The organism is Candidatus Falkowbacteria bacterium (assembly GCA_016699775.1).
GTDB lineage: Bacteria > Patescibacteriota > Patescibacteriia > Patescibacteriales > Patescibacteriaceae > Patescibacterium > Patescibacterium danicum.
On sequence record CP065010.1, the window covers coordinates 71,655 to 84,152 of the forward strand.

Here is a 12,498-nt window from a genome sequence, read left to right on the forward strand (position 1 = left end):
CGGTTCTAAATAGTTAAGCAGATATCGGAGTTTTTATTAATTCCGGGAGGGGTTTACCCATCTCCCAAACAGCAAATGTTGATGGTGAAGAAAATCCTCCAAGTGTTCCGGGGTTCATAATATGAGTTTTGTTTTTGCTTTCAATCCAGGGTTTATGTGTATGACCATAGAAAATTATATAATAATTTTTTAATAATAAATTTTCTATAAAATATGGTTCATGACATAAACCTATTTTTTTGTTATTTATGATAACTTCTCCGGTTCGGCCTAGGTAAGTAATATTTTCTAAGGCAGGGAAAATTGAATCGTCAAAATTATCAGCATTACCTCTAATTAAATAGATCGGTATTTTGATTGAATTTAAGATGATTAATGTATCATCATTGGTGACATCTCCACAACAAAGAATTGTTTCTATTTTGTTTTGCTGACAATAGACAGAAAAGGCTTGGGCGTACACTTCGTTATCATGTAGATCTGACATTATTGCAATTTTCATATTATCCAAAAATTTCCCACAGTTGATACGTCATTCCAAGTAGTAGAAGTATTGTAACGCCATAGGCAACCAAGGGATTTATAGAAACTTTGAAGGGTGGTTTTTTTTCAGGTTTTGCTTTAACTCGTAGGCCTAAAAATATATAAAAACTACCGAGCAGTCCCCCGGAGATTGCACCAGTTAAAGCAATGACTTTAGTAACATCACGAGCGCCAAGTGCATATAAAACCAAAGGAATTAGAATAACAATTAGCCAAGCTAGATGTTTATTAATTCTATAATCCCAAATATACATTTCTTGAATTGATTCTGCAACGATAAAAAAAGAAGTTGTTACAGTCACCAAACCGATAATTAAAAGAATAGTATAGTAGAGAGGGTCAATAAATGAACCTAGGCCACCCAAAGCGTCGGGAGAAGTGGCAGATCCAGAAATAGAAGTAACGATCACTGTAAAGAAAATCATTATGGCAATTGCCGAAATGATACCAACTCGTAGCGCACTGACAATTCGTTGTTTTTCTTTATTTAATAACATACAAATATCATTAATCGCGAGTGCACCGCCAACAGCAAATAAAACAGGACCATAGGCCAATAAAATATTACTACTGTTAAAAAATGTTATGTTAGTGATACTAGCTTGTCCTCCAGCTAAGGCGGCGATAATTAACAAAGAGCCAACTAAACCACCAGTTAATATTACTTCTACTCGGGTTACCCAGGCTAAGCCGAAATAAATTATTAAGGCACGAAACGCTAGAAGTCCAACAGTATACTGAAATAGTGAACCGCCGAGATAGGGACTGACTAAGTGATACAAAAATTCTCCACCAATGATTGTGTAAGCCAGTAAGGCACCATAGCCTCCGAACATAGACAAAATAAAAATATATTTTTTACTTTTTATACCAAAATATTTTTCTGCGTAGCCTGGTAGTCGATGTTGTTGTTTGGTGGACAAAACCACATTGGCATACACTGTATGAAACCAATGTTGGAAAAAACCAAGGACAATAAAATAACCGATAAGAGTAAACAGACCTGTCTTGCTGGCTATATACGGTAAGGTAAACATACCAACACCAACAATTGAGCTAATTAAGATAGCTACAGCGGCAACATAATTTTTTGTAATCATAGATGAATTCTTTTTTATTTTTCTTTATTTTGATGTCTGGAAATTTCGTATTGTAATTGCTCAAGTTTACGAAGATTATTTCGTGCTTGATCATATTTTGTTCGCAGATTACCAGTCATATCAAAATCAAGAAGTTCATCAACGATCATTTTACCGGCTGTTATTAAGCGCTTTGCTTCAGTAATATTTCCTTCAGAAATTAAATTAGTAACCTTACGCACGAGCTCACCGGTAACATCACTGAGGGCTCCAAGATAGATATCAGCTTTGATCTCAATATTTTTTAGAGGAGAAATATTTTGTTTATTAATGACTGCATTAAGAAAAACTGCTTCTATGTATTCTTCTAAAGCTGCTTGAAAGGAGGGCTCAGGTACTATTCTTTCTTGACCATATTTTTTTACAAGTTTTTCAAAATTTGATTGTAGCGTTTTTAATGTATTGCTTTGATTCTCACCTCGTTGCAGAGCAAATATTATTTTTTTTGCAGTATGCCCAAGTGGTGAGCTAGCGGAAATAATTTGCTGTCGGCTGACATTTTTTTGCTTATATGATTTTTTGAGAGAGGTGAGCCATGGTTTATTGAACATAGGTAAAATTAATAATAACTATAGTGCTACACGAAAAACTTCTTCCAAAGATGTTTCGCCAGCCAAGGCTTTAAAAATACCATCATGGATCATTAAAATAGAATTTTGATCAAGAGCAAGTTTTTCAATATCAAACTCTGTAACAGATTCAGCTTGAATTAATTTTTGCATATCACCGGTCATTGCCACAGCTTCATAAATTCCTACTCGTCCTTTATAGCCAAGCCCACCACATTTTTGACAGCCAACTGGTTCATAGAGCATCATTTCTTTTGGTATATCAAAAGGTGATTTATCCTTTAATTGATCAAGATAGATATTTATTTTTTCTAATTGTTCTTTAGTCGGAGCCACGGTTTTTTTGCAACTTGGACAAAGTTTGCGAGCTAAGCGCTGGCCAATGGTACATTCAATGGCACTGGATAGTAATGACTTTTCAATACCTAAACCGACAAAGCGAGCAATGGCTCCGGCAGCACTATTAGCATGAATAGTAGATAAAACTAAGTGACCAGTTAAAGCAGCTTCAACAGCGACTTTAGCCGTTTCGGCATCTCTAATTTCTCCTACCATAATTACGTTAGGATTTTGTCTAAGTAATGAACGCAGAGCGGAAGCAAAGGTATAGCCTTCTTCAGTATTAATTTGGGTTTGGACAATGCCTTCAAGATTATATTCAATCGGGTCTTCAATGGTAATAATTTTAATGCTTGGATTATTAAGAGTATTTAATAAACTATAGAGAGTTGTGGTTTTCCCAGAACCAGTGGGGCCTGTTGTGAAAATAATTCCTTTGGTCTTTTTTATTGAATTAGAAATAATATTAAAAGGGGTTGAGCTAATACCAAGGCCTTTCATATCAAGACTCTTGGCTTGGTTTGATAGCAATCTAATGGCGACTGTTTCACCATACCCGCCAATAATAATTGATAGCCGACAATCAACTTTTTGTTCATCAGTAATTATCGCAAATCGACCATCGTAGGTAGCCTTTTTTAAATTTGTAGCAAAGCCAGCCGAGGTTTTTATTTCTCCAAGCAAAGGAATATAATACTCTTTGCTTAAAGAAGCAATGTCATATAATAAACCATCAATACGGTACCGAACTTTAACACTTGTTTCTGTTGGATCAATATTAACGTCGCTGGCTTCAGCGGCCAAGGCTCCAGCCATGACAATTGAAAGAATTTCATTTGTATGGTGGGAGGTTAACATTGAAGCATGATCAGCTGTTAGGTTGCTATTAATTTCTTTGCCAAGAGCAATTTGATCTTTATTCAGGGTAATACCACGGCCAATAGTTTTGGAAATAACAATATCATATAAAGCGTCAACATATTCCATTTTCCCGGCTACTTTATAAACTTCTTCAAGACTGGTAATGCCTTCTAGGCATTTTAAAATACCATCTTGTAACATTGTTACCATGCCATTTTCAATTGCTTGTTCCAGAATTTTAAACGCCGGAGCATTAATTGCTGCCAACTCTTTGATGTTTTGCTTCATTAAAAGAATTTCAAAAATACCAACACGTCCTTGATAACCAAGATTACTACATTTATCACAGCCAACTGCTTTGTAGATGGTTGGAAGAGTTTGCGGAACATCAATCTTTGATGAAGGGCTAATTACGGCTAAAATCTTTTTTATTTTTTCAATCTCAGCTGGAGCTAATTCTTGAGGAGTTTTGCAATGTGGACAGAGTTTTCTGACTAAACGTTGTCCAATAATAGCATTGATTGAAGGACTTAATAGAAAAGGTTTAATGCCTAAATCTAGTAAACGAGGTATGGCACTGGCTGCATCGTTGGTGTGAATGGTGGATAATACTAAGTGGCCGGTTAAGGCTGCTCGGATACCAATTTCGGCTGTTTCTAGGTCGCGCATTTCACCAATCATAACGACATAAGGATCTTGTCTAAGCACTGAACGCAAACCATTAGAAAAAGTATATCCCTTACTTTCATCAACTTGACTTTGATTAATATTTTCAAGTTGATATTCAATTGGATCTTCAAGCGTAATAATTTTGGTTCCAGGAACATTTAGATAATTAAGAGCCGAATATAAGGTGGTGGTTTTTCCAGAACCAGTTGGACCAGTTACTAAGATCAAGCCATTGGGTTTATTAATTTCTTCTTTGAGCTTTTCCAGATAATGAGATGATAGGCCCAAGGTATCAAATGATAATTTTACGGTATTAGAATGAAGTAAACGCATTACAACGCTTTCACCAAAAACCGTTGGCAGAAAAGAAGCTCGAACCGCAATATTTTCTTTTGAGGTAAAAATGGTGAATCGTCCTTCTTGAGGCTTATCTTCAATATTAATTTTTACTTTAGATAAAACTTTGAGACGTGAAATAATACGATGCCATTTCTCTTTTTCAATAACTGCCGCAGATTGTAGGGCTCCATCAACACGAAGTCGTATAACCACGCCTTTTTCCTCAGCTTCAATGTGGACATCGCTGGAATTTACTTTAAGAGCAGTGGCAATAAGTAAAACAATTACCTCACTAATATTTACTTCGTTTATTTTAGTTGCCAAGCTTCTGAAATCATTTATCTCGGATTTGAATCGTTCTAGGCTCTGTTCATTAATTTCAACTCCTTCGGTTGGGGTTTGAATTTTTGGTAGATTTTTATACAGTGTCAAAGCATGATCTAGTCCTTGTCTTGAGACCAAATAGATTTGGTCATTTTTTGTAAAAAGTTGCGCTTCAAGCTCCCTAAGTTTTTTGTGGGTATCTGGTGCCAAAGGGTTTAGGGCTGCCAGTTTAAAATTCTGCCCATTAAAATAAAAACAAACAACACCCAGAGCTCGAGCCTCCTCTTCTTTAATTAATCCAAGGGCCTCGTGTCCTATTGGAAAATTAATTAAATTAATATAAGGCACGCTCATAGTGGCAGCCTTCGAACTTGTCATTCGTTCAACATCGTGTTCTTGAATTTCGTGTTGTTTTTTTTCAAATTTTCCTTCAAGACTATCTTCATTAGTAGCATTCTCATCACCACTATGGATTAAATCTTCAATGGATTGGATGTCGTCGCTCATATAGCTATTATTTTATCATTTTATAGACCTTTATTCAATTATGATACAGCTTGAAAATATGGTATACTTTAAGCAGAAAATGCTTTGATAAGTGGTATTTTTGATTTAATTGCAAATTATAAAAATTCGGGAAAATACCAAGCCTCAGTATTATATGAAGAAATTTTTTAAATTAATTGGACGAAATAATAATCAACCTACCTCTTTAGTGTTGCAGCCCACGGTCGAGCCAGATTATGAATGGCCCTTAATGAATGAAGAGGAAGGTCAGTTGGCCGTAGATATCTATCAAACTGACGATTTTTTGGTTGTGAAATCAACTATTGCAGGGGCAACGGCTGATGATATTGAAGTAGCCCTTAACGAAGGATTGCTCACAATTAAAGGCCGTCGTGAATTATCAGAAATTGTCCCGGCAGATGCCTATTTATACCGTGAATGCTATTGGGGTAGATTTTCCAGATCAATAGTCTTGCCAATTGAGGTTAAAAGCGATAAGGTAAACGCCACTCTTGTTAATGGGGTCTTAACTATTAGTTTGCCCAAGGCACGAAGATCCAAACAGACAACGATTAAAATTAAAGAAAATCAAGAAAAAGATTATGACGATTGAAACAACAATTAAAAGTAAAGATACGGAAACTATTTTGTTAGCAACAGATGGTTCTGAAATACGATTGCCTACAACGCTCCTCCCACAAGATGTAGAAGTTGGCACGTCACTATGGGTGTCTTTAGATAAAGTGCCACCAGTAGAGCCAAGTCCAAAAGAAATTTTAAATGAGTTATTAGGTTCAGATCAGTATGAAGAGGCTGTCTAAGTTGCCTGACTGGGTATTAATTACGGCCGCTAGTATAACGGCGGTAATTTTTGTTGTAATGGCAAGTTATTTTTTCTTTCAGCAGCGATATAAAAATAAAATATATCCTGGTGTTCAGGTTGCCGGTATTTCTATTGGTGGCCTTGACTATAGTGCTGCTCAAAGAATTATTGAGGAAAAAATTAATCTGTTTGATCAGGGAGTTGTGGTTCAGTTTCAAGACAGATCAACGTCTATTGCCCCGCAAACTCTTGCCCTTAGTCCGGAGTCAATTGACCCAGTTATATTTGATTCCCCTTCAACCTTAAAAAATGCAATCAGTATTGGAAGATTTGAGTCTTCTTTAGATAATTTTTTTGAGCAGATATCGGCTCTCTTTGGTAATTATTCATTACGCTTAGTGGTAACTATTGATCGCATACAGTTAACTGAAAAAATGAAAATTAGTTTTTCTGATTTAGAAAAACCGGCCGAGAATGCTCAGTTGATAATTAGTGATAAAAGTAATATGAGCATTAAACCTGGTCAAGATGGTTTAGCTTTTAATTATGATGCCACTGTTAGTAGGCTTATCGATCAGTTTCAATCTGGCAATACTAATGCCTTACCCCTTATTGTTGAAAAAACAAATCCGGAAATACCTATTGCTTCTATTGAAGATGTTCGTGAAGAGGCTTTACGTCTAACAAATCTTCCATTATTAGTGTTGAAATATAATGATGAAAAATGGAATATTAAGACAGCTACGTTAACTTCATGGATTGGTTTAGTTTTGAAAGATAATAAAGTCATTGCTGGTCTTGATAGAAAAAAAATTGAAGAATACTTAACTACTGAAATTAGTCCTGATGTAACCGTTGAAGCAATGGCTCCACGTTTACAAATTGATAATGGTCGAGTGACAGTTTGGCAATCTGGGCGGGATGGTGTTGAGCTTAATCAAGAAGCGACCGCAAAGGCCATTGCTGATTGGTCAGAACAAACGACCGATGAAATTTCTTTGGTGACAGAAGTAACAGTAAATTCAGCTGTCGATAAAAATGCTGAAGATCTTGGTTTAAAAGAAATTATCGGTACCGGCATTTCTCATTTTGCTGGTTCACCAAAAAATCGTCGTCATAATATTAAAGTTGGTGCTGATTCTTTAAACGGCTTATTAATCAAACCCGGCGAAGAATTTTCGTTATTAAAAGCTCTGGGTGAGATTGATGGTAAACATGGTTATTTGCCAGAATTAGTAATTAAAGAAAATAAAACCATTCCTGAGTTTGGCGGTGGTTTGTGTCAGGTTGGTACAACAATTTTTCGAGCAACTTTTAATTCAGGTTTGCCAGTGACCCAGCGTCGTAATCACTCATATCGAGTGGTGTATTATGAACCAGCTGGAACTGATGCAACTATTTATGATCCAGCACCAGATTATCGTTTTGTTAATGATACCAGCCACCATATTTTAATTCAGACACGCATAGAAGGAGATGATTTAATTTTTGATTTATGGGGAACAAAAGATGGTCGAATTGTTGAAGCCACAAAACCAGTTATATATAATATTGTCCAACCTGGACCAACAAAAATTATTGAAACAAAAGATCTTCCTGAAGGTGAAAAGAAATGTACTGAAAAAGCTCATGCTGGTGCTGATGCCTATTTTGATTATTCAGTAACCTATTCAGATGGAGAAACAAAGAAAACTCGTTTTTCTTCACACTATGTTCCTTGGCAAGCGGTTTGTTTAGTCGGTGCTAAAAAAACAACACCACAATCTGAACTTCCTCCAACTCCAACTTCAATTATTACTCCAAGTATTTCACCTGGTACGTAATTAATATTTTCTGTTTAAATTAAAAAAGCCATCACTGATAGCTTTTTTTGTTTTTCAAAAAACAAAAACTCGATCAGTCGACCGAGTTTTTTGAAGTACAGTTCAGCTCAAGCGGGTAGGCAAGAAATTTTCATTAGAAAAAATCTAGTCGTAACCGGATTGTTTCTAACGAAGAAATCCCCATGCTTGTCGTGCCTAGCCCGCTTCAACTGAACTGCTATTAGATTGTGAAATTAAGCGAATATTACCCAAAGGGGTAATTGCTGATGATAGCATACCAATATAAAAAAGTCAAGAGGGAGGTGATCTTATTACTTATTTTTGGCTAATATTAAATAAAAAATCTATATCAAATATAAAAAAACCTGTTTATAGCAGGTTTTCTAAAAGAATAGTCTATGAATTTGAATATATGGCTTACAACCGTAAAAATGTATTAAATTACTTGAAGGTTAATTATTGGGAACTATTTTTTTTGTGGATTTCGTAAATGTTCAATAGTTTTAGCAAGTTGTTGTAGCTCTGTTTGAATTTTGTCTAGAGTTTGAGCTTGTTGACGTTCAAAAGTTTCAGCTTCTTTCTCATCTTCCACAATATCATCAACGTCTTCTTGAATTTCATCGACATCTTCTTGGATAACGTCAATATCTTTTTGAATTTCATCGACATCTTCTTGGATCTCTTCAATATCTTCTTCAACTTCAGCCAAACTTTGAGTATTTTGGTTAACAGTCATTTGGATAAATATTGCTAGGTATATAGCCTCTAAAGAAACAATGGTTGTTAATATTAAAAGTAGTGTATTCCAATCAGCTCCTGCCAGTCCCAAAATAATGAAAATTAAAAAAATAAAAGAATGGATGATAATAGAACCTATTGAACCAATTCGATTAATAAAAGCAAAAGCTCCTCGCTCAAGAAAAGCCGTGCTTTTACGTTTCTTTTTTTTAATATTTTTAAATTCTTTTTTCATATCAATCTGTCTTGTTTATAAGTATAACATATTAATCTTAGTATAAGTGAAATGTATTTATTCAAGTGTTGACATATCGAATATTTATCTATATAAAGATGCTACAGAACATTGATAATTCAAAATAATAAAAAAATAAACTTCGAAAGGGGTTCAAATGAAAAATTCTCAAATAGCAGTGGAAAATTTTCAAATACCGCCAGACTTTGTTAACCAGGTCTTGCAGGATAGTATTGCAACATTTTCAGTTGCCGATCAAGTAACATGTTTAATCAAAAAGATTACAGGTCAATGGAGAAAGTTTGTAGAAGAACCAATTGACTATAAAAGGCAATTTACTTTGGGCAAAGATGGCTGTCGCGGCTGGAGACAAGGAACTAGAAAAGAAAAAAAAGATGCAAGGAGTAATGATGGGCAAGAACTTTTTCATTTTCATAAAGACTATGTTTCACGTCTGGAATCAAAGAAAATTGACTACTCCAAGTATAGTAAGCTTTTTTTAGATCTTGGAGATTTGTATCAAATTTCTGTTGAGGCTTCATTGCAAATTGCAGGATTACTTGATAAAAGATTGCCAGGAAGAGAAATAAAAAGACAGATAAAAAAATGCAATACTAAAAATAAATCCTGGCACATGATAAGGTTATTGTACTGCCCTAAAAATAACCTTACTGTAAATGAACAACAGTATTCTGCGGATACTAACGCCCATTTCAACAGGAATGCATGGACTTTTTCTTTTATTGGTACAGCACCTGCTTTACGTCTTGGACTTCATTTAGAGAAAGAATATGAGCATCAAGAGGGTAGGGTGATATTCTTTGCTGGAGCAAAATTAGAAAAACAAACTGCCAGAACCATTGATATGGTTCGCAATTCTGTTGTAGTAGAAAAATCAAAAGCAAGAACTGTTTTAGATTTTTTTGCCCACACTGCGCTGAGTGAAAAGATTACTCAGTTATATGTAAATAAAAGGGAAAAAGAATTTGGTTTTTTATGATGAATGATCTTTTACTGACATCTCTCTGCTAAATAGCAGGGAGATTTTTTTATCTAAAAATTTCTTTCGTTCTATATTTGAAAAATGCTCAATTGCATACCGGAGCATTGTTCGTGGCATTGTTTTGCTATATTGATTAAGAAAAACCATGAGTTCTTTTTTTGAAATTCTCTTCCCGACTTCTCGCAACATCCAGCCACAGGCTTTATGAATAAGATCATGGGTATCGTGCAAAAGTATTTTGGAAATTGTAAAGGTTAAAGTATGGTCTCCTTTTTTTATAAAAGCAAAAGTAGCAATAATAGCTATTCTCCGTTCCCAAAGGTTTTTTGATTTTGCAAATTTTTGTAAAATGGATGATGATCTTGTATAGAGAAATTCGCCAACAATTTTATCAGCCGAAGTATCAACTAAATCCCAATTATTAATATATTGAGTGTTTGAAATATAAAAATTATAAATAATTTTTTTCTCCTGCTCGCTACCACGACTAAATTGATCAACTAAAATTAATAAGGCAATTAAACGTTCTTCATGGATTTTTGAGACAAGTAGTTTTTTAATTGTTGGCAGGGAGATTGTTTTATAGCCTTGGGAAATTAAACGACATTGTGGAACTGTGAGTCCAATAAAAATATCCCCTTCACCGTATTGACCATGACCAGTTTTAAAAAAACGAGCTGAACCGATAGCCCGTTTTTTATTACTTAGTTTATGAATTGCTGAATGTACCTGTATATAATCTGACATAGATTTTTACTGTCTTACACTTTCGGTAATTTTTTTTGCTAATTCAGTAGTCCCATCACCAACTGGGTAGACAATTAAAATTGTTTGATTTTTTTCATTACTTAGATCAACAATAAAAAAAGTTGCTTCAGTGGATACTGTTGAGGCCTCGGGGCCAAAAGTTTTTTCTTCACGAGTAAGAGTTAGAGTATAGGCTGGAAGACCAGAAGTAGTTTGTAGGGGTTGGATATTATTTTGCTTTGGGCAGCTCACAGAAACACCTCCACCATCAGCATCACATAGAAGCTTAGTTGAATTAAAAATAAATTCTTCTATGGGCGTTGTCTTTTTGGTTGCGGTTGAGCTTGAAGCGATTACAAGACTGACTTTTCCATTCACAAATTCTTCATCACCTGATTTTCCAATAATTCCAATTGTGGCATTGGTCTCATTATAATTTTTTATTTGTAAATTTGTTGGGTAGTCTAAAGTATAATTATAATTAGAATTAGTATAGGACTTTGTTTCACCATTAACTGACACTGGTTGATGTTCTTCTGGAATTTCTAGTGAAGAAATATCAAGGGGTATTTTTTCTAGTTCTTTAATTCTATCTTCTAGCTTTCTGACTTTTGAAAAGTGCCAGTTGAGCGATCCAGCAACAACAAGAATGAAAAAAATACTAATTATGGCTATAATAAGTGGTTTTTGTTTATGAGAGTGGTGAAAAAGCATCATATGAGAAATTTATGTATATAAATTATCAAATTAAACGGTAAAATTCTGAATTTATTTATTACTAGATAGTTATAGTATACCATAGTAGCTATATTTTAATAATAATTGTGTTTTGTTGGGGTTTTACCTCTTGAAATTTCTTAAAAAATGTGCTATAATGATGTTATATAGGCCTTTTTATTGGCCTTTTAATAAAATAAAAATAAAAAATATGAAAAAAGTTCTCTATAGTCTTTTGGCTGTAACTTTTGCTGGTAGTATGTTGGCAGCTGTTGTGTTTGCTGAAGAATCTTCTTCAAATACACCTAACCAACGACCAATGAAGACAAGTGATGAACGTTCCGCTTCGTTAACTCAAAATACTGAAGGTTTGGAAAAGATCTCAAATCCAGAAATGATTCGCTATTATGAATCAATTCGAAAAATTGGTAATTCACTTTGGGGTAAAAGGAGAACAAATATTTCCGGAACTGCTGAAAAGAATCGACAAAATACTGAGAAAAAACCAGCTTCAAGCACAAACTCACGAAAGTTAGAGAAGATTAAGAGTCCTTCAGAAATTAAAAATTACCAAGAAATTCGAAAAATTGAGAGCTCTTTGTGGGGGATAAAAAAAGATAGCTCTGGTAAAAAAGATGAAAAAAAAGAGGGAGAGGTTAAAGAAAGAAAGCCTGAAGTAAAAAAATCAGAGAAAGAATCAGTTTTTGTTAAACCAGAAGCAGCGCAGTGTGTAAAAACTGCTATTGATAAGAAGGATGCCTCTTTAAAAGCTTCAATGAGTTCACAGAATGTTTTGGCTTTAGCAGCCGTTGATGCCCGCAATACTTGTCAGAAAGCGGCTTTAGATAAAACTACTCTTTCTGAGCAAGCTCAATCAAATAAATCTTGTTTGGAAAGTTACCATCAGGCTGTATGGGATAGTTTGAATGTTTTGAAACAGTCAAAAGAAAATAGTTGGAAAACTTATACAGATGATTTAAAGGCTTGTGCAAATTTGCAACGTGAAATAAATACCACTACGAGCGAAGAAAAAATTGTGATTGAAGATGGTGAAATGCAAATAAATCTTAAAGCCGAGACTGAAGAAAGTACAGAAAAATAAGTATTTTTGACTAAGATTAA

General features: G+C 34.5%; 12 protein-coding genes. 5 read left to right on the forward strand and 7 right to left on the reverse strand.

The window, feature by feature from the left end:
- Positions 1-13: 13 nt before the first annotated feature.
- From IPN41_00450 to IPN41_00465, 4 genes are read right to left on the reverse strand one after another with little or no spacing between them, the layout of a single operon-like run.
- Positions 14-502 carry a metallophosphoesterase family protein gene (locus IPN41_00450; GenBank protein ID QQS60438.1) on the reverse strand — a complete coding sequence of 163 codons (489 nt, stop codon included), beginning with the start codon at positions 500-502 and terminating at the stop codon, positions 14-16.
- Position 503: 1 nt separating this feature from the next.
- Positions 504-1,643, reverse strand: a complete 1,140-nt coding sequence (locus IPN41_00455) for a hypothetical protein (protein ID QQS60439.1) — start codon at positions 1,641-1,643, stop codon at positions 504-506.
- 14 nt (positions 1,644-1,657) lie between these two features.
- Positions 1,658-2,233, reverse strand: coding sequence for a hypothetical protein (locus IPN41_00460; protein QQS60440.1), 576 nt, complete (start codon positions 2,231-2,233; stop codon positions 1,658-1,660).
- A gap of 18 nt (positions 2,234-2,251) precedes the next feature.
- Positions 2,252-5,290: a type II/IV secretion system protein gene (locus tag IPN41_00465; GenBank protein ID QQS60441.1), complete on the reverse strand. Its 3,039-nt coding sequence runs from the start codon at positions 5,288-5,290 to the stop codon at positions 2,252-2,254.
- Positions 5,291-5,444: 154 nt separating this feature from the next.
- Here IPN41_00465 and IPN41_00470 point away from each other — a divergent pair, with 154 nt between their 5' ends.
- Genes IPN41_00470 through IPN41_00480 form a run of 3 tightly spaced genes read left to right on the forward strand, consistent with a single transcriptional unit; the run spans position 5,445 to position 7,936 of the window.
- Complete coding sequence (locus IPN41_00470; GenBank protein ID QQS60442.1) at positions 5,445-5,903, forward strand: Hsp20/alpha crystallin family protein; 459 nt, start codon at positions 5,445-5,447, stop codon at positions 5,901-5,903.
- Entirely contained in the window at positions 5,893-6,111 is a 219-nt protein-coding gene (locus IPN41_00475; GenBank protein QQS60443.1) for a hypothetical protein, read from the forward strand. The genes IPN41_00470 and IPN41_00475 overlap by 11 nt, the downstream gene beginning before the upstream one ends.
- Entirely contained in the window at positions 6,095-7,936 is a 1,842-nt protein-coding gene (locus tag IPN41_00480) for a VanW family protein (GenBank protein ID QQS60444.1), read from the forward strand. The genes IPN41_00475 and IPN41_00480 overlap by 17 nt, the downstream gene beginning before the upstream one ends.
- A gap of 466 nt (positions 7,937-8,402) precedes the next feature.
- On the opposite strand, the gene IPN41_00485 is transcribed toward IPN41_00480, so the two are convergent.
- Entirely contained in the window at positions 8,403-8,909 is a 507-nt protein-coding gene (locus IPN41_00485; protein QQS60445.1) for a DUF1003 domain-containing protein, read from the reverse strand.
- A 157-nt stretch (positions 8,910-9,066) separates the two neighbouring features.
- Here IPN41_00485 and IPN41_00490 point away from each other — a divergent pair, with 157 nt between their 5' ends.
- Positions 9,067-9,909 carry a hypothetical protein gene (locus tag IPN41_00490; GenBank protein ID QQS60446.1) on the forward strand — a complete coding sequence of 281 codons (843 nt, stop codon included), beginning with the start codon at positions 9,067-9,069 and terminating at the stop codon, positions 9,907-9,909.
- Here the strand turns inward: IPN41_00490 and IPN41_00495 are convergent.
- Positions 9,904-10,659, reverse strand: coding sequence for a DNA alkylation repair protein (locus IPN41_00495; protein ID QQS60447.1), 756 nt, complete (start codon positions 10,657-10,659; stop codon positions 9,904-9,906). The two genes, IPN41_00490 and IPN41_00495, sit on opposite strands and share 6 nt — an antisense overlap.
- Before the next feature lie 6 nt (positions 10,660-10,665).
- The gene (locus IPN41_00500) at positions 10,666-11,376 is read right to left on the reverse strand and encodes a hypothetical protein (protein ID QQS60448.1); all 711 of its coding nucleotides are present in this window, start codon (positions 11,374-11,376) and stop codon (positions 10,666-10,668) included.
- 211 nt (positions 11,377-11,587) lie between these two features.
- Between IPN41_00500 and IPN41_00505 the strand changes: the two genes are divergently transcribed.
- A complete protein-coding gene (locus IPN41_00505) occupies positions 11,588-12,478 on the forward strand; it encodes a hypothetical protein (protein QQS60449.1) in 891 nt (296 codons plus the stop codon).
- Positions 12,479-12,498: the final 20 nt, after the last annotated feature.

What these genes read in the sequence shown, in the direction of transcription:
- IPN41_00485 (QQS60445.1), bottom strand. Translation starts at nt 8,909, where the DNA reads ATGAAAAAAGAATTTAAAAATATTAAAAAAAAGAAACGTAAAAGCACG.
- IPN41_00500 (QQS60448.1), bottom strand. Translation starts at nt 11,376, where the DNA reads ATGATGCTTTTTCACCACTCTCATAAACAAAAACCACTTATTATAGCC.
- IPN41_00450 (QQS60438.1), bottom strand. Translation starts at nt 502, where the DNA reads ATGAAAATTGCAATAATGTCAGATCTACATGATAACGAAGTGTACGCC.
- IPN41_00455 (QQS60439.1), bottom strand. Translation starts at nt 1,643, where the DNA reads ATGATTACAAAAAATTATGTTGCCGCTGTAGCTATCTTAATTAGCTCA.
- IPN41_00480 (QQS60444.1), top strand. Translation starts at nt 6,095, where the DNA reads ATGAAGAGGCTGTCTAAGTTGCCTGACTGGGTATTAATTACGGCCGCT.
- IPN41_00490 (QQS60446.1), top strand. Translation starts at nt 9,067, where the DNA reads ATGAAAAATTCTCAAATAGCAGTGGAAAATTTTCAAATACCGCCAGAC.
- IPN41_00460 (QQS60440.1), bottom strand. Translation starts at nt 2,233, where the DNA reads ATGTTCAATAAACCATGGCTCACCTCTCTCAAAAAATCATATAAGCAA.
- IPN41_00505 (QQS60449.1), top strand. Translation starts at nt 11,588, where the DNA reads ATGAAAAAAGTTCTCTATAGTCTTTTGGCTGTAACTTTTGCTGGTAGT.
- IPN41_00465 (QQS60441.1), bottom strand. Translation starts at nt 5,290, where the DNA reads ATGAGCGACGACATCCAATCCATTGAAGATTTAATCCATAGTGGTGAT.
- IPN41_00495 (QQS60447.1), bottom strand. Translation starts at nt 10,659, where the DNA reads ATGTCAGATTATATACAGGTACATTCAGCAATTCATAAACTAAGTAAT.
- IPN41_00475 (QQS60443.1), top strand. Translation starts at nt 5,893, where the DNA reads ATGACGATTGAAACAACAATTAAAAGTAAAGATACGGAAACTATTTTG.
- IPN41_00470 (QQS60442.1), top strand. Translation starts at nt 5,445, where the DNA reads ATGAAGAAATTTTTTAAATTAATTGGACGAAATAATAATCAACCTACC.